Source organism: Pseudoalteromonas sp. SG43-8 (assembly GCF_014164245.1).
GTDB classification, from domain to species: domain Bacteria; phylum Pseudomonadota; class Gammaproteobacteria; order Enterobacterales; family Alteromonadaceae; genus Pseudoalteromonas; species Pseudoalteromonas distincta.
This window is the reverse complement of the sequence record NZ_JACJEX010000001.1, coordinates 990396-1016649: the sequence shown is the minus strand read 5'-3', so window position 1 is coordinate 1016649 and position 26254 is coordinate 990396. Positions and strand designations below refer to the sequence as shown.

Here is a 26254-nt window from a genome sequence, read left to right as displayed (position 1 = left end):
TATTAAGCTGCTGAGGCAGTTTTTACTCTGTGCATGCAAGGGCGGTTGGTTAACTGCGCTGCACGATGGTAAATCTCATGTGCTTGAGGTTCATCGCACTGCGTACCACTAAGCGTATCCATTAACGCAACAACAATAATTGCAGGAACCTGGCAGCAATATTCGTCTAAAACGGCTTCTGTCGTTTGTGCATCAACATGGCAAAGTGGGTGGTTTTTAAGTTGGTATGCGTTTAGCAATGTATCCACTTCTAATACATCATTTGGTTGGTGCTTTGTTTTACGGCACTTACAACCAAACTCATCAACTAAAGTAGCTAATGCTTGGTAAGTTTCAGTGGTATTAGTTTTTGCGCATAACTGCTCTTCAATAAACTGGTGTAAGTTAGCATCAATAAATAACCCGTCTTGTTGTGTGAAGCTTGATGTTGTCATAATTATTACTCTTAGTTTGTTGGCTTAACTTCACTCTAGCGCTAAGTGTATTATTAATGAAATTGTTGTTTTCAATAACTGACATTGATTTCATCAATAGTAAGTTTTAAAACTAAATAAAAAAATAGAAAACATACCTAAATTATACTAATTAATTTGGTGCAGAGCGGTAAAAACGTGCACAAAACTGGAACAAGGGGATTAGTTGATGAGTTAAGGTGGATGCTTAGTTTATTGTTTTTATTGAATTTTAATTGTTTTATGAAGTTGGTACTAAGCTTGCTAATCATACACTGTAGGTAGACTCCTATATCGACGATTTCCAAAAGCGCCATGGTATTTTCCCAAAGTTGAATACCACGGCGCTTTTTTATTTTGAGCATTTATTTTATTTAGTCGTTACAGTAGCAATAACAATAGTAATGTTAAATTTTAATAAAGTAGGGAATAGCCACTAAGATAGCGCCTACAATCAACAGCATGCTAACACTGCTCATAAAATACGGAAATACCAATAACGACAAACCAATACAAAGTGGTACTACGGCTTTTTTTCTTCGCCCGTAAGTAAGGTAGCCAATACCAATGCCGCCAAACAAAACACTCCACGCAATTATTGATGCACTATCCATTTGTAAATTACCTATTTTGAAATACTGATTTAAATTACGATCGACATAGCCAGCTTTTCAATACCATGTGAAGGAGTCCATCTTTTAAATTCCACGAAGCCATGCTTTTTATATAAATTTATTGCAGGAGTATTAGCAACCGCAGTCTCCACTATTGCATGAGAAAAATCATCCATTGCTAAAACATAACTTATTAGCTTACTTGCGATACCTTTTTTAAAATGACTAGGATCAACGGTTAAACTACAAATATCTAAATACTCGTTGTTTGTATCTACTTCTATAACGGCTGCTAAACATTCATTTTCGCTGTAGCCATAAAAGGTTGTTTCTGATTTTTTTATACCTTTAATATTACGCGCTAAAGGAGGAAAGTTATGCGCGCCGATCAGTTTAGCCTCTATAGCATAGGAATTTTGAAAGACAGCAAAAATTATATTTGCAGTATCATTATTCTTATTATTAAGTTTGTTTATCATTATATTCTTCTAATGAAAGTAAAGCTTGGAAGTATGCGCGATAGTAAAATACCTGGTGCTTGATGTGATGAAAATAATAATTTATCTATCTGCAATCGTTTTAGCAAACGCTAATAACTCACGCCTTAACCATTGGTGCGCCGTTGCATGGTGCAGCAGTGGGCTCCATATCATTTTTACTTCAATAGGCACTATTTGAAATGGTACAGGGCTGATTACCAAATCAGTATGAGAGGTTAATAACTTAGCTTGCCTGCGCGGTAGGGTGGCAATAAGTTGCTCTGATTGGCAAAGCAGGCTTGCGACCATGTAGTGGCGAGTAAAAACACGTATTTTACGGGTTTGTTCTAGTTGCCAAAGCGCTTCATCTACCCAACCTAATTTTTGCTTTCCTGATTTATTAGTAACAGCGGCTTCAGGCCCCCAGCCGGCACGATTTACCCAAATGTGCTCTTTTTTTAAGTAGTCGTCTAACCCTGATTGTTGTAAAAATGTATTTTTAGGATGGGTTAAACAACAGTAATTATCGCGCCAAACACTGGCTTGATGAAACGAGCGTGGTAGGCCATTAAAGCGGTTTATTGCTAAATCAATAGTGCCTTTTTCCATGTCTTGCAGGTTTACGTCGCTTGGGCTTAATACATCAAAATTAATACCGGGATTTTTACTAAGCTGCGCAGTTATAAAAGGGGCTATTAAGGTCGACTCTATGTAGTCGTTTGCCATTATTCTAAACGTAACTTCAGCCGTTGTAGGGTTAAATTGCTCACTAGGCTGCGTAATAGCTTCGGCCATTTTTAAGAGCGCCTCAACTTCAGGCTTTAATGAAAGTGCCTTTGCCGTTGGCGTCATAGAGCCTGCGGCACGCACAAGTAGTGGGTCGTCAAATAAATCGCGCAAACGTTTTAATGCGTTACTCATAGCCGGTTGCGTAAGAGCAAGTTTATTTGCAGCTTTTGAAACACTTTTTTCATCGATGAGTACATTTAAGTAAACTAACAAGTTGAGGTCGACGTTTCTTATATTCATTAGATCAATGCTATTTATATGCTGTATTAATTATCTAAATTAAAGCCTGCTTGCTAAGGTGTAAACAATTAATAAAAAATAACCGCCATAACTGGCATCAATATAAGTGCTGTATTTATGCAAACTAGGCTAACACATCAATCTAATAATACGCTGCAAAACGTTATTGCCAGTAAGCTTGCACGATCTGTTTTTGCTGGATTTGAGGCGATGTTTTCGCAATTTTTAAATATTACACTGGGTGCACAAAGCCGTTTTGAACAACGACAGTACCATAGTGTGCAAAGTGCTATGCGTGAACGTTTACAAGTGTATGAGCGCGAAGTAAAAAACGTGAGTGAAGCCGTGAGAGTTATTGCTTATGCTGAACTTACTTGCCCGCAAACGTGGCAGTTAGCTAAAAATATTTACGGCGATATGGTACAAAATCACGAAAATAAACCTATTGCGCATACTTTTTTTAATTCAACGTTTGGGGCAATTTGGGACGATAAAAAAATTCGTACTGTGCATTTGTTTGTATTAAAAGCAAAGTATCGTAGTGAGCCACGCTCTTATGAAAGCTTAGTGAGCAGGGTATCGCTACACAATGGGTTTAATAACGCCGTTAAAACGCTTATCACTAATCAAGTATTTAGAGTGCCGTTTAGTCATTTAGAACGCGATGTAGCCACATTACAAAGTACGTTAATGCAAGGCGCTAAGCAGCAATGCAAACAGGTGTACGAACTTATAAATTTAAACGATGGGTATATTGAATACGCCAACTCATTATTTTTTAGAAACAAAGCCTGTTATTTAATTGGGCGCTGCATTGCTAAAAATGGCGACAATATGCCTTTTGCTATCGCTATTTTAAATACCGATGAGGGACTAAAGCTTGATGCTGTAATGATGGGCGCCGATCAATTAAGTTTATTATTTGGTTTTGCACGCACCTATTTTATGGTTGATACCGATAAACCCGCTCGTTATGTAGATTACTTAAGTGTGTTAATGCCACACAAACAACGCTTTGAGTTATTTAACGCCATTGGTTTTATAAAGCACGCCAAAACTGAGTTTTATCGGCACAAGGTTGATACGACTAAAAATAGCCCAGCCAACTTCAAGTATGTTAAAGCGCCAGGTACGCCGGGCATGGTAATGCTGGTATTTACTATTGAAGGGCTAGATTACGTTTATAAAGTAATTAAAGACAAATTTAGTGCGCCAAAAACAGCTACCAAAGCACAAGTGATAGACAAGTATAACTTTGTAAAACAAGCCGATAGGGTTGGTCGTTTGGTAGATACGCACGAATTTAGATATTTAGCGTTTGATTTAAGCCGTTTTAGCGACGAGCTGCTTGAGCAGATGAAAAGCCAAATTGGCAGCAGCATAGTTATATCTGGCAAGGCACTCATTTTAAAGCACGTTTATGTTGAGCGTAAAATGACCCCGCTTAATTTATATATTAACCAATGCGATAACAAAACCTTAGAGAGCGTGATGCATGACTACGGTAAAGCAATTAAAGAGTTAGCGGGCGCTAATATATTTCCGGGCGACATGCTAATGAAAAACTTTGGCGTAACGCGATGGGGGCGAGTTGTGTTTTACGACTTTGACGAAATTTGCCCACTAACCGATTGCAACTTTAGAGAGGTGCCACAAACCCAAAATGCACTTGAAGAGCTAAGTAGTAACTCGTATTTTGATATAGCTGAAAACGATATATTTCCGAGCCAATTTAAGGTGTTTTTTAGCGCCAACGAGATTGCGTTTAATTATTTTAATAATGAGCACAGCAACTTGTTTTTAGCGACGTTTTGGCAGAGTTGTCAGCAACAAGTACATAATGGTTATCTACCCGATGTTTATCCTTATAAACAAAGTTGGCGCTTTTGAGGTTGTTTGAATCTGTGTTCATCCCCATCTATATGTTATTACAGTTTTTAAACTTGGAGCAACAATGAAATATATTTCTCATGAAGATGGCAATCTTGCATTTAGTGAAACCGAAAAGCCGGTTGTAAAGAGCCATGAAGTACTTGTTAAAGTTGCAGCAATAGGTGTAAACCGTGCAGACAGTATGCAGCGCCAAGGTAAATACCCGGCCCCTGCGGGAGATAGCCCGATTTTAGGTTTAGAATGTGCGGGTACAGTTACTGAACTTGGAAAAGATGTAGATAAAAGCTGGCTAAACAAGCGTATTTTTACGTTGTGCTCAGGTGGTGCTTATAGCGAATATGTAGCAGTTGATTCAAAACAGCTTATGGAATTACCCGATGATGTAACAATGGCTGAGGGCGCTGCAATAAGCGAAGTGTATTTAACGGCATTTGGCGCGTTATTTGAGCTTGGTAAATTACAAAAAGGGCAAACAGCGCTTATTCATGCAGGTGCTAGTGGTGTGGGCGGTGCAGCAATTCAAATGGCCAAAAGCGCAGGTGCTACCGTAGTTATTACTGCCGGTACGGATGACAAATGCCAACACGCAAAAGAGCTCGGCGCCGATCATGCAATTAACTACAAAACCACCGACTTTGTAGAGTATATGAAAGCAAATGAGTTAACAGCAAATGCAATTGTTGATCCTGTTTCGGGGAGTTACTTAAATAAAAATGCCGCTATTGCAGCCATGGATTGCCAAATTGTAATGCTTGCATTTTTAGATGGACGTTTTGCAGAGGTTGATTTTGCCGCGCTTTTACAAAAGCGTATTTCGTTTCATGCCTCAACGCTTAGAAATCGTAGTATTGAGTTTAAACGCCAGGTGCGCGACAACTTTGTAGCGCGTTTTTACAATGATATTGCCACTAAAAAGTACGACTTTAACTTGTATAAAACATTGCCTTGGAGCGACGCAAACGAAGCCCATGCTATTTTAGAGCGTAATGAAAACGCAGGAAAAGTGGTTTTACTTGTAGAGTAACTCTTTAATTTTAGGGTTTAGCCCATATACTAAGCCCTATAAAAAACACTTAAGGTTTAATAATGAATCCAATACTAGCAATACTTAAAGAGCACAATGTAAGCGACGAAAAAGTAAAAGCATTGTTTGAAGCGTTTACTCAAAACCCAATGATGGCAATGGCGCTTGTTCAAGATCTTGGTATTCCGCCAGAAAAACTACAACAATTAATGGCAGTTGTGATGACTCAACCGCATCTTATTAAAGAAGCGACTGACGAACTTGGTTTAGATTTTGAAAAAGTAAAAGAAGCGAAAGAAAAACTAAATCAATAATTTGTTATGTCATGAAACAAAAATAAATAAAAAAGCATAAGTATCTACTTATGCTTTTTTAGTTGGCTTATTCTTTTATGACTACTCTTTTGGAAGTAGTACTGTGTCGATAACATGAATTACGCCGTTGCTTGCTTTTACATCAGCTTTTACAACTTTAGCGTCATTTATCATTACGCCCATGCTGTCGGCTTTAACCATAACTGATTGGCCTTGTAGTGTTTTCGCACTATCTACCTTCATTACATCGGCTGCCATCACTTTTCCAGACACTACGTGATAAGTTAATACCGCCGTTAGCTTATCTTTGTTTTCAGGCTTGAGTAGCATTTCAACCGTGCCTTCAGGTAATTTAGAAAATGCAGCATCTGTTGGTGCAAAAATAGTAAAGGGTCCTTTACCTTGCAGTGTTTCAACTAAACCTGCGGCTTTAACAGCAGCAACAAGAGTAGTGAACGAACCATTTTCAACGGCTACTTCAACAACGTCTTTTTTCATACCATGATGATCAGCATAAGCCATTGTAGTAAATCCAAGGCTTGCAGTTGTAAACAATAATGCAGTAGTAATTTTCTTAAACATTTTATTTTTCCTTTAAGTTAATACCCGTTGGTTTCGTTAAATGTTACGACGCTCTAAATTTAATCGATCAATTAAAATTAGTAGCCAACATGTTTTGTTACATCATTGATTGAACTGCAGCTAATTAGCAAAGTCATATAAACAGTTACTTAATTAAAGACTTGTTCAATTGAAGGGAATAGGCATGAAATTAGTTTATAAGTTTTGGAAAAATAACCGCTCTCTTATCGTATTTATTGCACTAATGAGCGTATTTAGAAGCGCTGTAGCCGATTGGTACGAAGTGCCAACAGGCTCTATGAAGCCAACAATTCAAGAAGGTGACAGAATACTTACCGATAAAATGGCCTACGATATTCGTGTCCCATTTACGCATATAAAACTACTTAAACTAGCGGACCCACAAACCGGTGATATTATTGTTTTTGACTCACAAGCTGCCGATAACCGTTTAATTAAACGTGTAATTGGTGTGCCAGGAGACACCGTTGCGCTTGAAAATAATGAGCTCATTATTAATGGTAAAAAACTTAATTATGCAGATCAGCAAAGCAACATAGACTCGCTTGATAAAATCGAAGATTTAAACGGATTAGCGCATTCGATAAGAGTGGCAAATATTCCTTCACGTTTATCGGGCTTTGATGCAATTACAATTCCTGATGATTATTATTTAGCAATGGGCGATAACCGCGACAATAGCGCTGACTCGCGTGTAATAGGTTTAATTCCGCGTAACGAGTTATTAGGAAAAGCAGAGCGCGTTATAGTCTCACTTGATTACGATAACTATTACCTACCAAGAAAAGACCGCGTATTGAAAAAGCTCAATTAAATAAGATAATTAATTTTAGAGTTAAAATATAACTGCCTATTTAGGCTGTTTACTTATATATTTTTTTACAAGCTTGGTAAGAACACTACGCTCTTGTTCGGTATTTAATATACGACTAAACATTACTTTAGCCCATAAAAAAACCGCTGACATATCAGCGGTTTTTTTATTGTATGAGTAATATTACATTACGCGCATACCAGGCTCTGAACCGTCATCTGGGTTAAGAATATAAATTTCTTTTCCGCCAGGACCTGCTGCTAATACCATGCCTTCAGACATACCAAAGCGCATTTTACGAGGCTTAAGGTTAGCAACCATAACGGTTAGCTTGCCTTCGATATCCTCAGGTGCGTAAGCTGATTTAATACCCGCAAACACTTGGCGAGTTTCGCCGCCTAAATCAAGTGTTAGCTTAAGTAGTTTATCTGCGCCTTCTACGTGCTCTGCTTTAGCAATTTTAGCTACGCGTAGGTCTACTTTTGCAAAATCATCGAACTCAATCTCGTCGCTAATTGGCTCTTTTGCAAGTGGGCTGTTAGGGTCAATTGTTACTTTTGGTGCTAAGCTTTCTTTAGATTCTTCAACCATTTTGTTCACTTTATCCATTTCAACACGTTGCATTAACGGTTTAAATTTATTGATAGGGTGGCTTACGAGTGCATTTTGAACGCCGTCCCATGCAAGGTCGTCATTTAAAAACGCTTGTACGTTATCAGCCATTCCTGGTAGCACGGGTTTTAAGTAAGTAATTAAAACGCGGAACAAGTTAAGACCAAGAGAACACACTTCGTGTGCTTCTTTTTGCTTAGTTTCGTCTTTAATTAATACCCAAGGTGCTGCGCCATCAATAAATTGGTTTGCTTTGTCGGCAAGCGCCATTATTTCGCGAATTGCGCGGCTGTAATCGCGGTTCTCATAGTGTGTTGTAATGCTCGGTGCAGCCGCTTGAAACTCTGCTAACAGCTCTGGTTGCATAATAGTACTGCTTAGCTTGCCATCAAACTTTTTAGTAATAAAGCCAGCACAACGGCTCGCTATGTTGACTACTTTACCTACTAGGTCTGAATTTACGCGCTGTGCAAAGTCTTCTAGGTTTAAATCCAGATCAACAATACCGCTGCTTAATTTTGCTGCGTAGTAGTAACGTAAGTATTCTGGGTTTAAGTTATCTAAATAAGTACGCGCTTTAATAAACGTACCCTTTGATTTAGACATTTTTTCGCCATTCACAGTTACAAAACCATGAGCGAATACGTTAGTTGGCTTTCTAAAATTAGCGCCTTCTAGCATTGCTGGCCAAAATAAGCTGTGGAAGTAGATAATGTCTTTACCAATAAAGTGATAAAGCTCTGCGTCTGAACCTTCAGCCCAAAACGCATCAAAGTCGAGGCCTTTTTTGTCACATAGGTTTTTAAAACTCGCCATGTAACCAATAGGTGCATCTAACCAAACGTAAAAATATTTGCCTGGTGCATTTGGGATTTCAAAACCAAAATAAGGTGCGTCACGGCTAATATCCCACTGTTGCAAGCCATCGGTAAACCATTCGTCTAGCTTGTTAGCCATTTCTTGTTGAATAGTGCCCGAGTGTAACCACTCCTTTAGCATGCCTTCAAATGCTGGCAGGTCAAAAAAGTAATGCTCAGAATCTTTAAGTACAGGCTCAGCACCTGACATTACAGAACGCGGGTTAATAAGTTCGGTAGGGCTGTATGTAGCACCACACGAATCACAGCTATCGCCGTTTTGGTTTTCAGACTTACACGTCGGGCAAGTACCTGTTACAAAGCGGTCTGGTAAGAAAATACCTTTTTCTGGATCAAATAATTGCGAAATAGTGTGCTTTTTAATATGACCGGCATCGTTTAGGCGGTTATAAATAAGTTCGCTTAATTCTTTGTTTTCTTGGCTGTGGGTGCTGTGGTAGTTATCAAATTTGATATTAAAGTCAGCAAAGTCGCGTTGGCGCTCTATGCTCACTTGTTTTACCATTTCTTCAGGCGTGATCCTTTGCTTTTGCGCATTAAGCATAATTGGCGTGCCGTGGGCATCGTCTGCGCAAACATAATAAGCTTCGTGGCCTTGTAGTTTTTGAAAACGTGACCAAATATCAGTTTGAATATATTCCAATAAATGACCTAGGTGAGTAGGGCCATTTGCATAAGGTAATGCGCTGGTAATCAGGATCTTTCGCTGCGTCATAATCATTCCGAATTGAGGATAAAACGCCGTTTTTATTATACAAACGGCAATTATCATTAATTTATCTACAAGCTATCTGCTTAGAGTGCGCACAGCTTATGGATTTTTATTAATTGACTGGTGTTAATGCCCTGAATGTTACATAATTCCGTGGCACTTTTCATCAAAGAAACGCTATTTAATTGCTATGTTTGGACTGTCGAAACTATTCTCTTCTAAATCGGTGCAAAAACAACCGATTATAACTGCCTTAGCGGCATATCGTAGTGCTGCTTTTGCCGTCGGTATTGATGAAAGCTTCATTGATACTATTACTCAAAATGACGATAAATCACTACAAATCAAATTAACTCTGCCATTTGCTGGGCAATCAGAAATGCCTTTAGTTGAGCAACACGTAAGTGAAAGCTTAAATGTGCCTGTAACAATTAGCGCCAAGGTTATCATTAAAGAGGCGGCTAAGTTTAAAGCGATTAAACATATTGTACTTATTGCCTCAGGCAAAGGTGGAGTAGGTAAGTCGACTACTGCTGTTAACTTGGCAGGCGCGCTTAAAAATGAAGGCGCAAAGGTGGGTATTTTAGATGCTGACATTTATGGCCCATCTATCCCAATGCTTTTAGGATTAGTGGGCGCAGAGCCCGTCACTAAAGATAACAAACAGCTACAGCCTTTTAATGCAAATGGCATTAAAGCGCAGTCAATTGGCTTTTTAGTTCCAAGCGATGATGCCACGGTATGGCGTGGACCAATGGCGTCAGGCGCGCTGAGCCAGTTACTTAATGAAACCGATTGGGGCGAGCTTGACTACTTAATTGTTGATATGCCACCGGGCACCGGTGATATTCAGCTTACAATGAGCCAAAAAGTACCCGCTAGCGGCACTGTTATTGTCACTACACCGCAAGACTTAGCGCTAGCCGATGCGCAAAAAGGCATTGCTATGTTTAATAAAGTAAACGTACCGGTGCTTGGCTTAATCGAAAATATGAGCCACTACATTTGCACTCACTGTGGTGAAGCTAACCACGTATTTGGTAAAGACGGCGCCCAAAAGCTGGCGCATAAGCACGGCGTGCCTGTACTTAGCCATATTCCACTTGCAATAGATATACGCGAGTATTCTGAGCAAGGTAAACTTATTGCAAGCGATAACGATGCCGCAATAAGCAAAACATACAGCGCAGCAGCAAGGCTAATAGCCAGCACGCTTTATTATCAACAGCATCACAATGCAATTGAAATTGTGATTACGGAAGATTAATAAATAATGAGACTTTCAGACACACATATTAAAGAATACTTAAGCGATGGCCGCATAGTTATTGAGCCTGCACCAACGAGCGAGATGATTTCAGGCGTGACTGCCGATTTACGCTTGGGTAATAAATTTAGAACGTTTAATGCGCATAATGCAGCATACGTCGATTTAAGTGGTCCAAAAGATCAGTTAAATAAAGCCATGGAATCGATCATGAGTGAAGAAATAGTGCTTGATGAAGGTGAAGCATTCTTTTTACACCCAGGTGAACTTGCACTAGCTATTACCCATGAAAAAGTAACGTTGCCAGCAGATATAGTAGGTTGGTTAGATGGACGCTCATCGCTTGCGCGTTTGGGGTTAATGGTGCATGTAACCGCGCATCGAATAGACCCAGGCTGGAGTGGCAATATTGTTTTAGAGTTTTACAACTCAGGTAAATTACCACTGGCACTACGCCCACTGATGAAAATTGGTGCTATGAGCTTTGAAATGTTATCGGGCCCGTGTGAAAACCCATACAATATTCGTAAAGATGCAAAATATAAAGATCAAAGCAGCGCAGTAGCAAGTCGTATTAGTGACGATAAATAATCACCAAATATAGACATTACTCGTCTATTTTATGAAGCGCATAACCCAGTAGTTCAAAATACTGGTTAAGCGCTTCATTTGCTTTATTAATATGCTCACTATTTGGGTATATTAAATTACTACTTTTTAAGCCTCCCACCAAAAAGCTATTTTTTATATATGTGTGGCCTTCAATACAGGCTTCAAAACACCGTGCTGCAAGCTCTTCTGGCATGCTCATATAATTCATATTGTGGGCTTTATCGTGTTCTATACACGCTTGTACAAAGTTATTTGCATCAATACCATCTTCATCTAAAAATACATGTTTATAAAAACTGTTCAAAGCATTATTAAGTGGATGCGATAAATTAGGCGTGTTTGAAAGCCACAATTTTGAGGCAAAGCCAAATTGTGATTTTGTTGCAAATAAGTGCTCGCTTATATGATGGTCAAACGCATGGAACCATTCATGAGCAAGTGCACCACCGCCTGCATTTTTTGCAAGAGCAAGTGTTTGAGAGGCTGCATTATAATGCGCTTGCACGCCTTTTTGACCACCATGGCCAAATGCAAAGTTAAGCTTCCCGCGCAGGCCAATTGCTTTAGGTGGTAAATGCAGTATTTGTGCAAGGTCGGCCAGTGCATCGTAAATTAAATTGGCGCTAATGTAGCGCTCTTCTTTAGTTACCCATTTACCAACGACCATTGACCTAAAGCCGAAGGTATCTCTTATATCGCTAAAGTCGACTTGGTCGTCAAAGCGATAGTCGGGTCCTTGGCGAGTAAAGCCACGTTTTAGTCTGTTAGGGTAGTTACGCATTGCAAGTTTCATATAGTAACGAGTTTAATCTAAGTAACGTGCTTTTACGTGCTCGGGCATGTGTTGGGTTTGTTTTTGTATTAATTCATTAAGCGCATTATAAAGTGGTGCGGGATTTAGCTGCTCTATTAAAAACAAACTATGCGCTACAGCTTCAAGTGTGGATAGGCTGTCGGCCCGAGGGGCTTTACGAATAGCATAACGATTTTTAGGTAGCTGTTTAAAACTGACCGTTTTAAATTTATTTAGTAATGTGGTGAGTTGCAAAATTTTGTAGGCTTTTTTCCATGTACCATCAACCACGATTAAATGAGTGATGCTTTTTACACTTGGCTGCTCAGTGTTATCGTCTAAATTTACAGCGTGTTCGTTAGGGTAGAGTAAAACAGTTGAGCTTACTGGCAGTGTTTTTAGTATGGAAAAGTCATCATTATTTTCGCCTTTGATTATTTGGCAATCAGTTAGGCATAAATTGAGTAGTTTAGCGGTATTTTTTGCTATTTTTTCTTCACTCGGGTGCTGTAGAATAATAACCGTAACTTTGTTGTTTATATTTGTAATTGCGCTGCAAATACAGGTGTTTATTGAAAAGTTACAATGTTTACAAAGTGTGCGTGCCATTTAATAAACTTTTTGTTGCCAGTATGATCCTCGCAATTATACATTTATAAGGTAATTAAGTTGGTTTTTTTTACGCATCAATATAAAGTAGTACTATTAAACTGTAACTTACATGGATTGTTTTAAGGGCTTAAAATATGACAGAAATAAATATTGATACATCAGCATTAGAGAGTATGGAATCGTTATTGGGTGAGCAGTTTGCTGATACACTTGATTTTTGCTGCTCAGAGTTTGAACGTTTGGGCTCAGAAGTGTTAGCAACCATTGGTAAAGATAAAGAAGCAGCTATTCGCCACTCCCATAGCTTAAAATCGAATGCGGCGCAGTTTGGAGCTTCAAGCCTTGCTGAAGTATCGCGTGTTATTGAACAAAATTTAAACCTAGATAACTTAGCTGAAGCTATCGACGCATCTAATAGCTTAATGGCTCAAGTAATAGGCTCTCAAGCTAAGCTAAATGAATGGTTAGCATCTCGTTAATTATTGAAGCTGAAACGTGAATTTATTTCAGTATTAAGCACCTAAATTGACTGGCATTTTACGCCTTTACTAGGTTAGTCTAAAGATTCACTAGTCGAGGTAAAAATGTCTGATATTAAAAAGAGTCACAAATTAGAAGGTGTATGTTATGACATTCGTGGGCCGGTTTTAGCACAAGCTAAAAAAATGGAAGACGAAGGTCAAAAAGTATTAAAATTGAATATAGGTAATCCAGCTGCTTTTGGTTTTGATATGCCAGAAGATATGCACCGCGATATTATCCGCAACTTATATTCAGCCCAAGGTTACTGTGACTCTAAAGGCCTCTATTCAGCCCGCGTGGCTATTTATCAGCACTACCAACAACGTGGATTACATAATTTAGATGTAGATAGTATCTATATTGGTAATGGCGTAAGCGAACTTATTCAGATGATCACCCAAGCGCTATTAAATAATGGCGATGAAGTGCTTATTCCAGCTCCAGATTATCCACTTTGGACTGCTTCTGTAACATTATCGGGTGGTAATCCGGTGCATTATTTATGTGATGAAGAGCAAGATTGGTATCCGGATATTGCAGATATAAAAAGCAAAATAACGTCTAAAACTAAAGCTTTGGTATTAATTAATCCTAATAATCCGACAGGTGCGGTTTACAGTGATGATTTGCTAATGCAATTAATTGATATAGCGCGTGAACATAAACTACTGTTATTGAGCGATGAGATTTACGAAAAGATTTTATACGATGGTATAACGCATACTTCAATCGGCTCACTGTGTGATGATGTACCAATCATTACTTTTAATGGTTTAGCTAAAACTTACCGTGCAGCAGGGCTAAGAATGGGGTGGATGGTGCTAAGCGGTCGTACCTCGGTAATGGATGATTTACGCAAAGGTCTTGAAATACTTTCATCTATGCGTTTGTGCGCCAATGTACCTGCGCAATATGCAATTCAACAAGCGTTGGGCGGTGTGCAATCAATTGATAATTTAATTAACCCAGGCGGGCGCTTATACGAGCAGCGCGATATAGCATGGCGCGGGTTAAACGCTATTGAAGGCATTAGTTGTAAAAAACCTAAAGGCGCGCTTTATGCGTTTGCCAAAGTAGATACAGCACTTTTTAACGTTAAAGATGATGAAAAGATGATGTACGATTTGCTAAAAGCCGAAAAAATATTACTTGTACATGGCAGGGCGTTTAATTGGCCCGAGCCGGATCATTTTAGATTAGTATTTTTACCAAGCAAAGATGATTTATCGGATGCGATGTTAAAAATGAAGCGTTTTTTTAAAGACTATCGCCAAGTATAGTTATTTAAAAAATAAAAAAACGAGCCAAATTTGGCTCGTTTTTTACTTTGGTCATGAATATATTGGCTAATACGCTTTATCTACACGCACCGTGTTGTCGTTCAAGTAAACTAATCTTACCTTATCGCCTTTGCTAAAGCGCATTGATTGGTCTTGATCTTGAACAACCATAAACTGGTCGCCGTTTTCAACTTGTATTAATAACTCTACAAAATGATTTTGCTGATAATGACTTTGCTGCTGCCTGTTATGTGCAACACTGCCGCCAATTACCGAGCCTAATATTGTTGCTACTGTGCGGCCGCTACCGCCACCAAACTGGTTGCCTACAACACCACCGAGTAATGCACCGCCGAAGGTTTTCCAGCCGTTGTTTTTGTCTTGAATGATTTCTTGTTCGGTAATATTGCGTACCGATTTTACGTCACCAAATAAAACCTGTTGGACAGGCACTGCTTTATTTCGCTCATATTGGGCAAAAGTTGGCGCGCTCATAGTAATTAGAGCACACATTACTAATATTATAGCTTTCATAATAATCTCCTATTGGTAGCAAGTACGGGCTTGTTAGCCCGTAAAGGCTTAGTAACTACCAACCAAATGTCGATTTTTCTTTAGTTTTACGAATTTCAGTTTCGTCTGCCCATTCAACTAGGCCGCTTTCCATATCCATTAAACGCATCGTAAATTTATAGTATACGTCTGATTTGTCGGCATTTGATTTAACTATGCTCGATAAATTTCCGTATAACATATATTGCGCGCCAATTTGTTTACCAAATGCAACGGCTGTTGCAGGGTTAACAAGGGCATCTTCGTTTTGAAACGTTAATTGCTCACGTACTGACTCAACACGCGTCATATCTACAAAACGGAACTTACCACTGCGTAGCATTTGCGTTGAGATTGAATCGGTGATTGATTCAGTATCAATGTGCTCACTAGTTTTGTTTTTAATACGCTCAACAAATACTACAGGGCGTTTATTAGCGGTCATTGTGCCAACAACGGGTGAGCTGAGTAATGAATCGGTCATTTGGCTCGCTACTTTTTGTAAATCGGTAGAGCCAAAATTAATATCGGTTGTTTCTACTGCTTGTGCGTCGCCATAACTTACTACGGCTTTATTAGCACAGCCACTTAATACTAAAGCGCTGAGGCCAACTAAAGCGTAAGTTGATACTGTTTTAAATTTGTTACTGATGATCATGGTTGTTTCCTTTAATCTTTAAATTCTTGTGATTCGGTAGACACTTCTCTTACTGCTAAAGAAAAGGTAACCGCATCAGAGCTCGGTGCTAAGCCCGGTAATTGTGTTTTTGCAAAACCAAATAAGGTGAGTGCTTGCCAAGGTGAATGGTTGCCTTTAATTACAAAGCCGTCTTTATCAAACCAATTAAACTGATACTGCAAATATTGTGATTTTTTATACTGGCTTGAAAGTGTCACTACTACATCGGTTAACTGGTTGGTTTGACGTGTTTTCACATCAGTAATGGCCAGCTTTTTACCAAGCTCTGGGTTATCTACACGTAATTGCTCATTAAACTGGTTTTTATTTTGTTCAACAGAAATACCCGATGTAACCGGTTGGCTGGAACATGCACTGAGCATTAAGGCTGCTAATAATGGCGCTATGTATTTCATGATGGCTCCTAAAGTTGAACTACGTGGTAATTAAAGTAGTTATTAATAGAGGTTAAGTAAATTAACGTTAACCCTTGCTTACTAATGGTAAAATTTATAGGTGCTTGTGTGCCAATATGCACAGAATGCTCACCTGTATTTAGGCTTTGCCTTGCGACACTTATTTGATTTGGAAGTGTAAGCCAGCTGCGTGTATCAGCTTGCTCAGACGCCAAATTATAAATATTAGCAAGTATGTTACCTACATCACCGGCACTACGAGCAAGTTCTGCCCGCACTTTCTCTTTAGCTACTAATCTAAGTACTTGGCGAGCGACTTTTGCAGGTATTTGATCTTCTAGAGTTTTAGCTGCAAGTGCTTCAATGTGTACTAATGGGCTCAGCTCTAAGCTTTGTGCATCTATATTTATATTGTTAAGGCGGCGCACATAGGCATTATCTTTATATACCGGCATCGCCAAGCTGTAAAAGCGTGCATCGCCACGTGATGAATAAATTGGCAAGCGCAGTTTAAATTCATCTTGTTTTGGTACTAATCCTTGTTCAAATAAAACAATTACTTCGCCTTGTGATGAAGAAATAGTGGGCGTATCGCCAAAGCGTTTATTAAATTCATTTAAGTCTTGGTCAAACCCTTGTTTTTTAGCAAGGCGCATTACATCTTGCTGTAAATAAATATTGTTAGGTTGTATAGCCAATGCTTTTTTATAATCTATATAGGCGTCGTCGTATTGTTTAGCACTTTGGTAAAGCAAAGCAGATAAGTAAAATGTGTAGGCATTTTGAAAGCCATTTTTTATGTTTCTGGTTACATTGCTCATGCTTGGATAGTGTTGCTGAGCTTCTTTAGCGGTTGAGTCTACTTCTGCTTCATTCTCGCTAAGCGCATCAACTTGTACTTTATTAGCTCGGCGAATTTCGACCAATGCGCCTTCAACATCATTTTTATACACGTAGTTAAGTGCTTTATAACTATGAAGCATGCTCATTTCGTAAGCGGGTGGCACATAAGTTATTGCTGAGTCGTTGGTAAATAAAGCGTTACTTTGTTCAAGGCCCGCACTAACTTGTATTTTGGCGGCTTCACGCTTTTTTTGCATTTGCGTATACACGTTCTCAAATTTACTTTGTGCATCATCTGGCGTATTTGCTAAGTCGTTTAAACGAGCTTGCTCAAGTTGGTTGAGTAAGTAGCTGCTGTGCAAGGTGCTATTATTAGCAATAAGGGATTGCGCTTCTTCGATGTTGTTTTTCTCGATCGCATTTCTTATTGGTGTCATTTGCGTGGCATAGTCATTAAATAGGTCATTAAAACCCATTGTGCTACACCCACTTAAAATAAAACAAAAGCTTAAAATTATACTGCGGCGCACTGAGCACTCCTCTTAATTTACCTGTATACATTAACATACTATTTTTAGCTAAATGTGTGAAATATTGTAAAAAATCGTAGAGTAAAACTGCCTGCTAATAAAGAAATATAAAATGACATTGGTGAACAAAGTGTGAATTTTTTTTGGTTTATTATCAACTCCACTGAAATAGTATTTTCGCTTTAGCGGTCTTGCTAAGAGTTATATCACTCAGAGGAAATAAAAAATGAAAAAGTTCACAGGTGCAGCAATGGCTGTAATGGTAGCAGGTTTAGTTGGTTGTAATGCAACAGAGGCAGAAACGTCAACATCAAGTGCAGTTGCTAATAATGGCGCAACAACTGATTTAGTTCATTGTTATGATGCGAATGTATGTGGTGGCCATAACGATTGTAAAACAGCTGAGAATGCATGTGCAGGTCAAGCGTCATGTAAAGGAACTGGTTTTGTGGCAATGCCTGCAAAATCATGTGCTGACGTTGGCGGTACAGTAAAAGATAAATGGGTTGGCAGTGTAGCTAAAGCAGATTTAGTACATTGTAACGATGTAAATGTGTGTGGCGGTCATAACGATTGTAAGACTGCTAATAATGCTTGTGCTGGACATGCATCATGTAAAGGCACCGGTTTTGTATCAATGCCTGCAAAAGCATGTGGTGATATTGGTGGTTCTGTAGGTAGCTAATACCAATTTATCGAACGCATAAAATAAGCCTGAACGATGTGTTTTCTTATTCAGGCTTATTAAGGAAGTTTATGACAAATCGTTTTTTAGGTTTTGGTTTAGGACTGAGATCCCCGCATTTTGAGCAAATTATTGCAGAGAAACCAGCTGTAGACTGGTTTGAAATTATCTCAGAAAACTATTTTGTAGCCGGTGGAAAACCTTGGCATTATTTAAATAAAATAAGAGCAGATTATCCGATTGTTATGCATGGGGTATCAATGTCGATTGGTAGTATTGACCCTATTAATAAGGACTACTTAAATCAGTTAAAAAACACAATTGCGAGGGTTGAGCCGCAGTGGGTGTCTGATCATTTATGTTTCACCCAAGTGGGCGGTGTTAATAGCCACGATTTACTACCAATGCCTTACACCTCAGAGGCGCTTGATCATTTAGCAAATAAAATTTCGCAAGTTCAGGACTACCTGGGGCGCGAAATGATTTTTGAAAATGTATCGAGCTATTTAACCTATAACGATTCACAAATGAGTGAGTGGGAATTCTTAGCGCAATTACATAAGCAAACAGGCTGTAAGTTTTTAATGGATGTAAATAATGTTTATGTAAGTGCACGAAATCACGACTTTAATGCAATGGATTATTTATCAGCTATTCCGAGTACAGCTATTGCACAAATACACTTAGCAGGACATCAAGACTTTGGTACGCATATTATAGATACTCACGATGAAGATGTTCCCGATGCGGTATGGGACTTATATGCTCAGTATGCAAAAACATTAAATCCGGTAAGTACCATGATTGAACGCGATGATAATATTGGCTCCCTTGATGATTTAATTACTGAGCTTGAGCATGCTAAAACGCTAGTGAAACCGTTTTGGGATATAAGATCATGAGTGATTTAGCAAAGCTGCAACAACAGTTTATGAATTTACTGCAAGGAGAAAGTTCGGATATTAGCGAGCAAATTGCGCAGCAAGGGCAGTTAAATACACAACAGCGACTCTCTATTTATCAAAGCGCTTATAAAATTCGCTTAAGAGCCGTGATTGAGCAAGATCACGAACAGTTGGGTATTTACTTAGGTGATGATTTATTTGAGATGATGGTTGATGGTTATTTAGCTTTATATCCTTCAACTCATACGTCACTACGAATTTTTGCAGAGAAACTACCAGATTATTTAGCCGCTAATACTCCTTTTAGTGATTACCCCATACTTGCAGATATAGCCAAATTTGAACGACTATTACTAAGTACTTTTGATGCAAGCGATAAAACATTACTCAATGTATCAGAGCTTGAAAGTATTGAACCTCAGCAATGGCCAACTTTACTATTAAAATTACATCCAAGTGTACAGTTAGTTGTGTTTAATACGTTGGCGGTTGAAAGTTGGCAGGCAATAAAACAAAAGCAAACACCGCCAGAGCCAAGAGTCTCAGAACCTCGCTTTTGGGTTGTAGCACGTGATGCTCAAAGACGTACACAATATTTAAGCGTTGATGCACAAGAATACCGCTTACTGAGTTTATTAAAACAAAACACACCCTTTGCACAGTTATGTCAATCCTGTTTAAATGAACTCCCGGGTGAGAAAATCGCTGGGTTTTTAATTACTAAAATTAATCAATGGCTTGAACGTGGTTGGTTAATTAGCGAGTGAGTTAAAACAATATAGTTATTTTTCGTTGCGAAGGAATTTTTTTGAAAGCCACCATATACACATTAATTGCTTTAATTGCGTTTGCCGCAAATTCTCTATTTTGCAGAATGGCCTTAGCAGAAGGTTATATAGATGCTTGGAACTTTACTGTTATTCGCTTACTTAGCGGGGCTGCATGTTTGGGCATTATAATGGCTATTTATACCCATAATTTAAAACGTAAAGGCACATTCAATCCCGCTATTTTAAGTGACAGAGGAAGCTGGCGAAGCAGTATTAGCCTGCTTGTTTACGCGCTTTGTTTTTCGATTGCCTACGTAGAGCTAGATACCGGTACCGGTGCACTAATTTTATTTTCTGCTGTGCAACTTACTATGATTGGCTGGGGTATTTATCAAAAAGAGCAATTAAGCGTACTCCAGTGGTGTGCATTTATAGTGGCGTTATCTGGTTTTGTATATTTAATGCTGCCATCTGCAGCGGTGCCTTCATTATTAGGTGCATCACTTATGGCACTCAGTGGTGTGGCATGGGGTATTTACAGTATTCGCGGTAAAGTGTGCGTATCGCCACTGCGTACTACTGGGTTTAACTTTATAAGAAGCTTAGTTGCTATCCCTGTTTTATTACTTGTAGGTATGAGTTATTTAAAAAATATGAGTATTGAAGGGGTATTACTTGCGTGTGCCTCGGGGGCAATAGCGTCTGGAGTTGGTTATAGTGTTTGGTATGTAGCAATGCCACTACTTAAAAGTACCCAAGCTGCGGTTGTGCAACTTTGTGTGCCGGTACTTGCTGCCATTGCTGGTGTTATGTTTTTATCAGAGCAGGTAACAATGGAGTTTATAGTAGCAAGCTCGTTAATATTAGGCGCTGTGCTGGTGTTTATTTTAAATAAAAAGAAGGCTTAACCTAACCTTCTTTTAGGTGGGCGGGCTCACGTTTGTTACAAAGCGTTTATAAATAGCAGGTAAGTTATCAAGTATTGCCTGCTTACCCTGTAGTTCACTGTTTTTTATGCATTCAAAAAGTATTTGCTCGCTAAGCTTATTCACTAATAATTGTGATTGCTTAATATGGCTTATATGCCAAAGCTCAGGCGCTACGCCACCTAAATCATGCTGGTAAGGACGATAAAAACCAAATTTAGCTAAGTTAGTATCAAGCCAATTACTTAAAGATGCAAACGGCCCACCTTGCAGGTATTCTTCAGGTGTTAGCTGTAGCTTATAATCATCACTCACCGCAGCTTTGTCAAACACATCTAAGTCAGTGCCTAAATGATGTCTGCTTGCGCCAGGTAGTGCAGAGTAGAGCATTATTGCTATGCATTTATCTACATCGTTTAATTTAGTTAAATCTACAACCTTTTGCTGTTTATTATAAACAGGTCGAATACCTAAAAACTTATTATTCCAAATAATTGACTGGCGTTCAAAGTCGCGAAAACTTGAGGCAATAGTAAGCTCAAATCCCGCTTTTTGAGCTGCACTTTGCAGCGATAAAAAGTCGCTAATAATAGCGCTGTGCAAGCGATGATTTTGTATGTCAGTTAAATGTGTATCACTTTGCCCTGTGATACACATTATCGATGTTGGTTTAGTTACATCCATTATGCTAAAAGTTGCTCTAGTATTTGCTCGTAAATGTCGGTAAGGGCTATTAAATCATCGGTACTTACGCATTCATCTACTTTATGAATAGTTTCGTTACGTGGGCCAAGTTCAATTACTTTAGCACCTGTTTGTGCAATAAAGCGACCATCTGATGTGCCGCCGGTAGTTTCTAGGTTTGTGGTTAAACCGGTTACCGATTTAATAGCATTGACTGTGGCATCAACAAGGGGTCCGTGCTCGGTAATAAAAGGCAAGCCATTTACGATCCAACTTAATTCATAATTTAAGTTATGCTTTTGTAGAATGTCATTTACACGTTGTTGTAATTGCTCATGTGTTACTTGCGTGCTAAATCTAAAGTTAAACTGTACTTCTAGCTCACCCGGGATCACATTACCTGCACCTGTGCCGCCATTAATATTTGAAATTTGAAAGCTGGTAGCAGGGAAGTATTCATTTCCGTTATCCCACACCGTTTGGCTAAGCTCTGTAAGGGCAGTGGTTGCTAGGTGAATTGGGTTTTGTGCTAAATGTGGATAGGCGACATGCCCTTGTACACCCTTAACGGTTAAAAAAGCGGTAAGTGAACCTCTTCGGCCATTTTTAACAACATCACCTAATACATCCCGTGATGAAGGCTCGCCTACTAGGCACATATCAATTTTTTCACCGCGCGCCTCTAGCGTATCAATTACACGGGTAGTCCCGTTTATAAACGGGCCTTCTTCGTCAGAGGTTATTAAAAATGAAATCGAACCTTTATGATCTGGGTGCTTAGTAACAAACCGCTCGGTTGCAACAAGCATTGCAGCTAACGAGCCTTTCATATCGGCAGCGCCGCGCCCATGTAATAAACCGTCTTTTATTAATCCTGAAAACGGCGGGTGTTGCCAATTTTTTTCAGGGCCTGTTGGCACAACATCAGTGTGGCCTGCAAAACAAAAATGCGGTGATTGTGTGCCTTTTCGAGCCCATGTATTTAATGTGTCGGTAAAAAATAATGACTCTATATTAAAACCAACCGCAGCAAGGCGGTCGTTCATCATCTGTTGGCAGCCAGCATCCTCGGGCGTTACTGACTCACGTTGTATTAGTGCTTGGGCGAGTGCAATTACATCATCTTTCATGATTTAAATATCTCATCGTATTGAGCTGCTTTAAAACCTAAATGGTAACTGCCATTGTTAATAAGTACTGGGCGTTTGATCATTGCAGGTTGTTCAACTAACAATGGGATAGCACTTTCTTTAGTCAAACTCTGTTTTTGCTCATCAGTTAATGCGCGATAAGTTGTGCCACGTTTATTAACGAGTTGCTCCCAATCGAGTTTATCTGCAAAATCACTTACCATTTGCTCATTTACGCCATCTTTGCGGTAATCATGAAACGTAAATTCGATGTTGTTGTCGGCTAAGTATTTTTTTGCTTTTTTTATCGTGTCGCAATTGCTAATACCGTATAGAGTGATCATAAATTTAGTTCTTCTTAATAATAGTTAATAAGGTATCTACATCCGCATTTACATGCGAATGTGAGTAATGAAATGTGCCGAGATTATGGCCGTTAAGTAAGATTAAACTGGCCAGCATAGGCGTTTCTAGTTCGCGTAAATCAAAATAAGCGAGGCGCTGGCCTTTACTTATTTCACTACCATTTAATTGTGCAATATGGGTATGTGTAATTGATTGCGAACCGGTAATAGTTAAGTTGATTAAAACTTTTAAACCATTTTTAGCCTGTAAAATAAACTCAGTACCTGCGTTTTTTACTTGTAATAACGTGCCATCAAACGGCGCTAAAATTTTGTGGCTACTGAGCTTTACAGTAATACCAGGACCGAGAATACCAAACCTAAAAATAGGTTCGGGGTGTTCTTGAAGCGGTATTACTTTACCTGTAAATGGGCTTGTAATAAGGATGGCACTGCGGGGCGTTTTATTGAGTGCTAGATATTCAATTGTTTGTGCTTTCATATGCTATTGGGCCACCACGTTGTAACCATCTTTTTTTAAGGCGTTAAGTGCTAGTGAGGCCGTTTGTTTTTTTACTAAAATATAATCGGTATCGTAGGTTGAGATTGAAAAAATAGAAATTTTAGCGCTTGCTAATACACCCGATATATTAGCCATTATTCCGGTCAGCGAAAAACCAAGTGGGCCAACCACCTCAAGTGCTTGCCAATCATATTCGGTATCTAAACTCTCTATTTCAAAGCTACTAGGGCAAACAATAGATAGTTCATCCTGGGTTTTAGATATAAAAAATAAAGGAAGCTTGAGTAGCGCCGCAGGTATATCGGCGTCAACATCTAAACTGTGAATAGATAAAACCGTGCTGTGTAATTGTAATGTTTGTTTTGACATTAAACGCCTGCGATACAGCATTATTGATAGCTTTATAGTATAGATTATTGCCTTCAAGTTAAAGGTGTAAGCGTGACTAAAATGAGCATTTGGAAGTGGGTTTTAATAGAGATTAAAAACTTACCCACAATTTCTGTGGATAAGTATGGGGGTTGCAGGGTATAAATAGCCTAACTACTTAATTATTAAATAAATAATAGCTAGGCTATAAAAAGCACACGTTGTGTTTAATGTGCTATTAGCGCTTCTGCTTGGGCTGCCTGAATTGCAGTTAAGGCGATTGTATACACAATATCATCGACTAATGCACCACGGCTCAAGTCGTTTACGGGTTTGCGCATACCTTGAAGCATAGGGCCGATACTTATTAAGTCGGCACTGCGTTGTACTGCTTTATATGTTGTATTACCTGTATTTAAATCTGGGAATATAAATACAGTCGCTTTACCAGCTACAGGGCTGTTAGGTGCTTTTTTAAGTGCTACATTTTCCATTATAGCGGCATCGTATTGTAGTGGGCCGTCGATAATTAAATCAGGACGTTTTTGTTTTGCTATTTTTGTGGCTTCACGTACTTTTTCAACATCGGCACCCGTACCTGACGTACCCGTGCTGTAGCTTATCATGGCTACACGTGGCTCTATGCCAAATGCAGCTGCAGAGTCGGCAGATTGAATCGCTATATCAGCAAGTTGTTCAGCATTAGGGTCGGGGTTAATTGCACAGTCGCCGTAAACTAACACTTGATCAGGTAGCAGCATAAAAAATACGGAAGATACCAGTGATGATCCTGGCGCTGTTTTAATTAACTGCAGGGGCGGGCGAATTGTATTGGCAGTGGTATTTACCGCGCCCGATACTAAACCATCTACTTTACCTTGCTCAAGCATCATTGTGCCAAGTACGACGTTATCTTGTAGTTGCTCTTGTGCTACAACGGCAGTTAGGCCTTTGCTTTTACGAATTTCGACCATAGGCGCAATATAATCATTTATAATACTTTTTGGCTCGATGATACTTACATGTTCGTTTAGCTCAATACCTTGCTGCTGTGCAATACGCATTATTTCTTCGCGATCGCCAAGCAATATAGTTTTAGCAATGCCACGTTGACCACAAATAGCAGCCGCTTTAATTGTACGAGGTTCATTCCCTTCTGGTAATACTACGGTTTTATCTGCTTTACGTGCTTTATCGGTTAATAAATAACGAAATGCAGGTGGTGATAACTTACGCGTTTTGCCTACACTTTGAGCTAGAGTATCGAGCCAGCTTGAATTGATATGTTCTGCGTTGTGATCTTTTACTTTTTCAATGCGTTGGTCATCATCATTTGGTACTTCCATATTAAAGTTATGCAGTAATAGTGATGTGCGCCATGTGTCGGCATCGGTTGCGAGTATTGGTAAACCGGTTTGCATAGCTTGTTCACACAAAGCCATAATGCGTGGCTCTGGCTCAAAGCCACCGGTGAGTAATATAGCGCCAAGTTTAGTGCCGTTCATAGCAGATAAACACGCAGCAACAAGTATGTCTGAGCGATCGCCTGGTGTTACTAATAAAGCACCTGGCGTAAAATAATTTAAAATATTAGAAACCGTACGAGCACAAAAAGTAATACGACGCAGGCGACGATGAAGCATATCGCCTTCGTTAATTATTGTTGCTTTCAAATACGCGCTTAAGTCTTTTACGCGTGGCGCTACTAAGTCAAAATCCCACGGGATTGCGCCAAGCAACATAAACGGATTCTTTTTAAAAATAGGTAAAGACGCTAAACGATTTAACTCGTTTTCAAGCTCTTCGGGTTTGTAAGCGTCGACTAAATCGGCGCGTGCACGGCCCTCTTCATCAAGTGGCGCATTTACTTTATTAAAAATACAGCCCAGTACACGAGGATGATCGATTCCACCGTAATTACCTGCTGCAATTTCTAGGCGGTCTTCTATTTGAGTAATGGTGTAATTACCAGGGGTAAGTACAAATACAATTTCAGCGCCGAGTGTTTGCGCAATTTCGCGGTTTACACGCCCAGCATAAGGTTGGCGACGAGTAGGCACCATACCTTCAATAATAGCTACTTCATCGTCGTTTATTTTACTTTCAAAGCGTTCAACAATTTCCTCTAGTAGATCATCACCTTTACCGTCGCCAATCATTTGCTCAGCATAATCAAGAGCAAAAGGGGTGGGTGGGTTAATAGGTGAACCTTGAGTGACTATTTGTGTTGATTTTTCAGGACCAGTTTCGCCTGAACGAGGCTGAGCGATGGGTTTAAAAAAGTTAACTTTAACTGTTTTTTGCTCAAGAGCGCGAACTAAACCAACTGATACCGACGTTAAACCCACACCGGTAGACACAGGAATTAACATAATACGACGTGCCATA

At 39.2% G+C, this 26254-nt stretch carries 30 protein-coding genes; 12 read left to right on the top strand and 18 right to left on the bottom strand.

What is annotated here, in order from left to right; all coding sequences use genetic code 11:
- Positions 1 to 2 precede the first annotated feature (2 nt).
- From H5122_RS04570 to H5122_RS04555, 4 genes are all read right to left on the bottom strand, one after another.
- The gene (locus H5122_RS04570) at positions 3 to 434 is read right to left on the bottom strand and encodes a hypothetical protein (protein ID WP_002961558.1); all 432 of its coding nucleotides are present in this window, start codon (positions 432 to 434) and stop codon (positions 3 to 5) included.
- Between the two features lie 425 nt (positions 435 to 859).
- Positions 860 to 1066 (bottom strand): hypothetical protein, encoded by a 207-nt coding sequence (locus H5122_RS04565; protein WP_007375422.1) that lies wholly within the window; start codon positions 1064 to 1066, stop codon positions 860 to 862.
- Between the two features lie 29 nt (positions 1067 to 1095).
- On the bottom strand, positions 1096 to 1545 hold the full coding sequence (locus tag H5122_RS04560) for an N-acetyltransferase (protein WP_182681402.1): 450 nt from the start codon (positions 1543 to 1545) through the stop codon (positions 1096 to 1098).
- A gap of 81 nt (positions 1546 to 1626) precedes the next feature.
- The gene (locus H5122_RS04555) at positions 1627 to 2574 is read right to left on the bottom strand and encodes a LysR family transcriptional regulator (protein WP_182681401.1); all 948 of its coding nucleotides are present in this window, start codon (positions 2572 to 2574) and stop codon (positions 1627 to 1629) included.
- A gap of 117 nt (positions 2575 to 2691) precedes the next feature.
- Here H5122_RS04555 and aceK point away from each other — a divergent pair, with 117 nt between their 5' ends.
- The 3 genes from aceK to H5122_RS04540 all read left to right on the top strand — a co-directional run bounded on the left by aceK (position 2692) and on the right by H5122_RS04540 (position 5805).
- Entirely contained in the window at positions 2692 to 4464 is a 1773-nt protein-coding gene (aceK, locus tag H5122_RS04550; RefSeq protein ID WP_182681400.1) for a bifunctional isocitrate dehydrogenase kinase/phosphatase, read from the top strand.
- A gap of 64 nt (positions 4465 to 4528) precedes the next feature.
- A complete protein-coding gene (locus H5122_RS04545; RefSeq protein ID WP_182681399.1) occupies positions 4529 to 5491 on the top strand; it encodes a zinc-binding dehydrogenase in 963 nt (320 codons plus the stop codon).
- Positions 5492 to 5553: 62 nt separating this feature from the next.
- The gene (locus H5122_RS04540; protein ID WP_182681398.1) at positions 5554 to 5805 is read left to right on the top strand and encodes a DUF2999 family protein; all 252 of its coding nucleotides are present in this window, start codon (positions 5554 to 5556) and stop codon (positions 5803 to 5805) included.
- 81 nt (positions 5806 to 5886) lie between these two features.
- Here the strand turns inward: H5122_RS04540 and H5122_RS04535 are convergent, their stop codons facing one another.
- The gene (locus H5122_RS04535) at positions 5887 to 6387 is read right to left on the bottom strand and encodes a fasciclin domain-containing protein (RefSeq protein WP_007582534.1); all 501 of its coding nucleotides are present in this window, start codon (positions 6385 to 6387) and stop codon (positions 5887 to 5889) included.
- A gap of 184 nt (positions 6388 to 6571) precedes the next feature.
- Here H5122_RS04535 and lepB point away from each other — a divergent pair, with 184 nt between their 5' ends.
- A complete protein-coding gene (gene lepB / locus H5122_RS04530) occupies positions 6572 to 7222 on the top strand; it encodes a signal peptidase I (protein ID WP_024597614.1) in 651 nt (216 codons plus the stop codon).
- Between the two features lie 183 nt (positions 7223 to 7405).
- Here lepB and metG read toward each other — a convergent pair whose 3' ends face one another.
- Positions 7406 to 9427 (bottom strand): methionine--tRNA ligase, encoded by a 2022-nt coding sequence (gene metG, locus H5122_RS04525; protein WP_182681397.1) that lies wholly within the window; start codon positions 9425 to 9427, stop codon positions 7406 to 7408.
- A gap of 187 nt (positions 9428 to 9614) precedes the next feature.
- Between metG and apbC the strand changes: the two genes are divergently transcribed.
- Positions 9615 to 10691, top strand: coding sequence for an iron-sulfur cluster carrier protein ApbC (apbC, locus tag H5122_RS04520; protein ID WP_182681396.1), 1077 nt, complete (start codon positions 9615 to 9617; stop codon positions 10689 to 10691).
- A 6-nt stretch (positions 10692 to 10697) separates the two neighbouring features.
- The gene (dcd, locus tag H5122_RS04515; RefSeq protein WP_002959670.1) at positions 10698 to 11282 is read left to right on the top strand and encodes a dCTP deaminase; all 585 of its coding nucleotides are present in this window, start codon (positions 10698 to 10700) and stop codon (positions 11280 to 11282) included.
- A 16-nt stretch (positions 11283 to 11298) separates the two neighbouring features.
- Here dcd and H5122_RS04510 read toward each other — a convergent pair whose 3' ends face one another.
- Positions 11299 to 12084 (bottom strand): CLCA_X family protein, encoded by a 786-nt coding sequence (locus H5122_RS04510; protein WP_182681439.1) that lies wholly within the window; start codon positions 12082 to 12084, stop codon positions 11299 to 11301.
- 24 nt (positions 12085 to 12108) lie between these two features.
- Positions 12109 to 12705, bottom strand: a complete 597-nt coding sequence (locus H5122_RS04505; protein WP_182674227.1) for a tRNA-uridine aminocarboxypropyltransferase — start codon at positions 12703 to 12705, stop codon at positions 12109 to 12111.
- A gap of 137 nt (positions 12706 to 12842) precedes the next feature.
- Here H5122_RS04505 and H5122_RS04500 point away from each other — a divergent pair, with 137 nt between their 5' ends.
- The gene (locus H5122_RS04500) at positions 12843 to 13187 is read left to right on the top strand and encodes an Hpt domain-containing protein (RefSeq protein ID WP_182674226.1); all 345 of its coding nucleotides are present in this window, start codon (positions 12843 to 12845) and stop codon (positions 13185 to 13187) included.
- Positions 13188 to 13292: 105 nt separating this feature from the next.
- Complete coding sequence (locus H5122_RS04495; protein ID WP_182681395.1) at positions 13293 to 14510, top strand: pyridoxal phosphate-dependent aminotransferase; 1218 nt, start codon at positions 13293 to 13295, stop codon at positions 14508 to 14510.
- A 66-nt stretch (positions 14511 to 14576) separates the two neighbouring features.
- Here the strand turns inward: H5122_RS04495 and H5122_RS04490 are convergent, their stop codons facing one another.
- Genes H5122_RS04490 through H5122_RS04475 form a run of 4 tightly spaced genes read right to left on the bottom strand, consistent with a single transcriptional unit; the run spans position 14577 to position 17530 of the window.
- The gene (locus H5122_RS04490; RefSeq protein ID WP_182681394.1) at positions 14577 to 15044 is read right to left on the bottom strand and encodes a glycine zipper 2TM domain-containing protein; all 468 of its coding nucleotides are present in this window, start codon (positions 15042 to 15044) and stop codon (positions 14577 to 14579) included.
- Between the two features lie 55 nt (positions 15045 to 15099).
- Positions 15100 to 15720 carry a penicillin-binding protein activator LpoB gene (gene lpoB / locus H5122_RS04485; protein WP_002959677.1) on the bottom strand — a complete coding sequence of 207 codons (621 nt, stop codon included), beginning with the start codon at positions 15718 to 15720 and terminating at the stop codon, positions 15100 to 15102.
- Positions 15721 to 15731: 11 nt separating this feature from the next.
- Positions 15732 to 16157, bottom strand: coding sequence for a YcfL family protein (locus H5122_RS04480; protein WP_002959678.1), 426 nt, complete (start codon positions 16155 to 16157; stop codon positions 15732 to 15734).
- 8 nt (positions 16158 to 16165) lie between these two features.
- Positions 16166 to 17530: a COG3014 family protein gene (locus H5122_RS04475; RefSeq protein ID WP_182681393.1), complete on the bottom strand. Its 1365-nt coding sequence runs from the start codon at positions 17528 to 17530 to the stop codon at positions 16166 to 16168.
- Between the two features lie 226 nt (positions 17531 to 17756).
- On the opposite strand from H5122_RS04475, the gene H5122_RS04470 reads away from it, so the two are divergent.
- The 4 genes from H5122_RS04470 to H5122_RS04455 all read left to right on the top strand — a co-directional run bounded on the left by H5122_RS04470 (position 17757) and on the right by H5122_RS04455 (position 20798).
- Positions 17757 to 18215 carry a hypothetical protein gene (locus H5122_RS04470; RefSeq protein ID WP_182674223.1) on the top strand — a complete coding sequence of 153 codons (459 nt, stop codon included), beginning with the start codon at positions 17757 to 17759 and terminating at the stop codon, positions 18213 to 18215.
- 71 nt (positions 18216 to 18286) lie between these two features.
- A complete protein-coding gene (locus H5122_RS04465) occupies positions 18287 to 19117 on the top strand; it encodes a DUF692 domain-containing protein (RefSeq protein WP_182674222.1) in 831 nt (276 codons plus the stop codon).
- Positions 19114 to 19887: a DNA-binding domain-containing protein gene (locus tag H5122_RS04460; protein ID WP_182681392.1), complete on the top strand. Its 774-nt coding sequence runs from the start codon at positions 19114 to 19116 to the stop codon at positions 19885 to 19887. Before H5122_RS04465 ends, H5122_RS04460 begins: the two co-directional genes overlap by 4 nt.
- A gap of 41 nt (positions 19888 to 19928) precedes the next feature.
- Positions 19929 to 20798, top strand: a complete 870-nt coding sequence (locus tag H5122_RS04455; RefSeq protein WP_182681391.1) for a DMT family transporter — start codon at positions 19929 to 19931, stop codon at positions 20796 to 20798.
- Positions 20799 to 20810: 12 nt separating this feature from the next.
- On the opposite strand, the gene H5122_RS04450 is transcribed toward H5122_RS04455, so the two are convergent.
- From H5122_RS04450 to pta, 6 genes are all read right to left on the bottom strand, one after another.
- Positions 20811 to 21500 carry a M15 family metallopeptidase gene (locus tag H5122_RS04450; RefSeq protein WP_182681390.1) on the bottom strand — a complete coding sequence of 230 codons (690 nt, stop codon included), beginning with the start codon at positions 21498 to 21500 and terminating at the stop codon, positions 20811 to 20813.
- A complete protein-coding gene (dapE, locus tag H5122_RS04445; protein WP_182681389.1) occupies positions 21500 to 22630 on the bottom strand; it encodes a succinyl-diaminopimelate desuccinylase in 1131 nt (376 codons plus the stop codon). The genes H5122_RS04450 and dapE overlap by 1 nt, the downstream gene beginning before the upstream one ends.
- Complete coding sequence (locus H5122_RS04440; RefSeq protein WP_002959693.1) at positions 22627 to 22974, bottom strand: ArsC family reductase; 348 nt, start codon at positions 22972 to 22974, stop codon at positions 22627 to 22629. The genes dapE and H5122_RS04440 overlap by 4 nt, the downstream gene beginning before the upstream one ends.
- 4 nt (positions 22975 to 22978) lie before the next feature.
- Entirely contained in the window at positions 22979 to 23476 is a 498-nt protein-coding gene (locus H5122_RS04435; protein ID WP_002959694.1) for a PTS glucose transporter subunit IIA, read from the bottom strand.
- 3 nt (positions 23477 to 23479) lie between these two features.
- Positions 23480 to 23866: an ACT domain-containing protein gene (locus H5122_RS04430; RefSeq protein ID WP_182681388.1), complete on the bottom strand. Its 387-nt coding sequence runs from the start codon at positions 23864 to 23866 to the stop codon at positions 23480 to 23482.
- A 227-nt stretch (positions 23867 to 24093) separates the two neighbouring features.
- Positions 24094 to 26253 carry a phosphate acetyltransferase gene (gene pta / locus H5122_RS04425; RefSeq protein ID WP_002959697.1) on the bottom strand — a complete coding sequence of 720 codons (2160 nt, stop codon included), beginning with the start codon at positions 26251 to 26253 and terminating at the stop codon, positions 24094 to 24096.
- Position 26254 lies beyond the last annotated feature (1 nt).

What these genes read in the sequence shown, in the direction of transcription:
- H5122_RS04570 (WP_002961558.1), bottom strand. Translation starts at nt 434, where the DNA reads ATGACAACATCAAGCTTCACACAACAAGACGGGTTATTTATTGATGCT.
- H5122_RS04565 (WP_007375422.1), bottom strand. Translation starts at nt 1,066, where the DNA reads ATGGATAGTGCATCAATAATTGCGTGGAGTGTTTTGTTTGGCGGCATT.
- H5122_RS04560 (WP_182681402.1), bottom strand. Translation starts at nt 1,545, where the DNA reads ATGATAAACAAACTTAATAATAAGAATAATGATACTGCAAATATAATT.
- H5122_RS04555 (WP_182681401.1), bottom strand. Translation starts at nt 2,574, where the DNA reads ATGAATATAAGAAACGTCGACCTCAACTTGTTAGTTTACTTAAATGTA.
- aceK (WP_182681400.1), top strand. Translation starts at nt 2,692, where the DNA reads ATGCAAACTAGGCTAACACATCAATCTAATAATACGCTGCAAAACGTT.
- H5122_RS04545 (WP_182681399.1), top strand. Translation starts at nt 4,529, where the DNA reads ATGAAATATATTTCTCATGAAGATGGCAATCTTGCATTTAGTGAAACC.
- H5122_RS04540 (WP_182681398.1), top strand. Translation starts at nt 5,554, where the DNA reads ATGAATCCAATACTAGCAATACTTAAAGAGCACAATGTAAGCGACGAA.
- H5122_RS04535 (WP_007582534.1), bottom strand. Translation starts at nt 6,387, where the DNA reads ATGTTTAAGAAAATTACTACTGCATTATTGTTTACAACTGCAAGCCTT.
- lepB (WP_024597614.1), top strand. Translation starts at nt 6,572, where the DNA reads ATGAAATTAGTTTATAAGTTTTGGAAAAATAACCGCTCTCTTATCGTA.
- metG (WP_182681397.1), bottom strand. Translation starts at nt 9,427, where the DNA reads ATGACGCAGCGAAAGATCCTGATTACCAGCGCATTACCTTATGCAAAT.
- apbC (WP_182681396.1), top strand. Translation starts at nt 9,615, where the DNA reads ATGTTTGGACTGTCGAAACTATTCTCTTCTAAATCGGTGCAAAAACAA.
- dcd (WP_002959670.1), top strand. Translation starts at nt 10,698, where the DNA reads ATGAGACTTTCAGACACACATATTAAAGAATACTTAAGCGATGGCCGC.
- H5122_RS04510 (WP_182681439.1), bottom strand. Translation starts at nt 12,084, where the DNA reads ATGCGTAACTACCCTAACAGACTAAAACGTGGCTTTACTCGCCAAGGA.
- H5122_RS04505 (WP_182674227.1), bottom strand. Translation starts at nt 12,705, where the DNA reads ATGGCACGCACACTTTGTAAACATTGTAACTTTTCAATAAACACCTGT.
- H5122_RS04500 (WP_182674226.1), top strand. Translation starts at nt 12,843, where the DNA reads ATGACAGAAATAAATATTGATACATCAGCATTAGAGAGTATGGAATCG.
- H5122_RS04495 (WP_182681395.1), top strand. Translation starts at nt 13,293, where the DNA reads ATGTCTGATATTAAAAAGAGTCACAAATTAGAAGGTGTATGTTATGAC.
- H5122_RS04490 (WP_182681394.1), bottom strand. Translation starts at nt 15,044, where the DNA reads ATGAAAGCTATAATATTAGTAATGTGTGCTCTAATTACTATGAGCGCG.
- lpoB (WP_002959677.1), bottom strand. Translation starts at nt 15,720, where the DNA reads ATGATCATCAGTAACAAATTTAAAACAGTATCAACTTACGCTTTAGTT.
- H5122_RS04480 (WP_002959678.1), bottom strand. Translation starts at nt 16,157, where the DNA reads ATGAAATACATAGCGCCATTATTAGCAGCCTTAATGCTCAGTGCATGT.
- H5122_RS04470 (WP_182674223.1), top strand. Translation starts at nt 17,757, where the DNA reads ATGAAAAAGTTCACAGGTGCAGCAATGGCTGTAATGGTAGCAGGTTTA.
- H5122_RS04465 (WP_182674222.1), top strand. Translation starts at nt 18,287, where the DNA reads ATGACAAATCGTTTTTTAGGTTTTGGTTTAGGACTGAGATCCCCGCAT.
- H5122_RS04460 (WP_182681392.1), top strand. Translation starts at nt 19,114, where the DNA reads ATGAGTGATTTAGCAAAGCTGCAACAACAGTTTATGAATTTACTGCAA.
- H5122_RS04450 (WP_182681390.1), bottom strand. Translation starts at nt 21,500, where the DNA reads ATGGATGTAACTAAACCAACATCGATAATGTGTATCACAGGGCAAAGT.
- dapE (WP_182681389.1), bottom strand. Translation starts at nt 22,630, where the DNA reads ATGAAAGATGATGTAATTGCACTCGCCCAAGCACTAATACAACGTGAG.
- H5122_RS04440 (WP_002959693.1), bottom strand. Translation starts at nt 22,974, where the DNA reads ATGATCACTCTATACGGTATTAGCAATTGCGACACGATAAAAAAAGCA.
- H5122_RS04435 (WP_002959694.1), bottom strand. Translation starts at nt 23,476, where the DNA reads ATGAAAGCACAAACAATTGAATATCTAGCACTCAATAAAACGCCCCGC.
- H5122_RS04430 (WP_182681388.1), bottom strand. Translation starts at nt 23,866, where the DNA reads ATGTCAAAACAAACATTACAATTACACAGCACGGTTTTATCTATTCAC.
- pta (WP_002959697.1), bottom strand. Translation starts at nt 26,253, where the DNA reads ATGGCACGTCGTATTATGTTAATTCCTGTGTCTACCGGTGTGGGTTTA.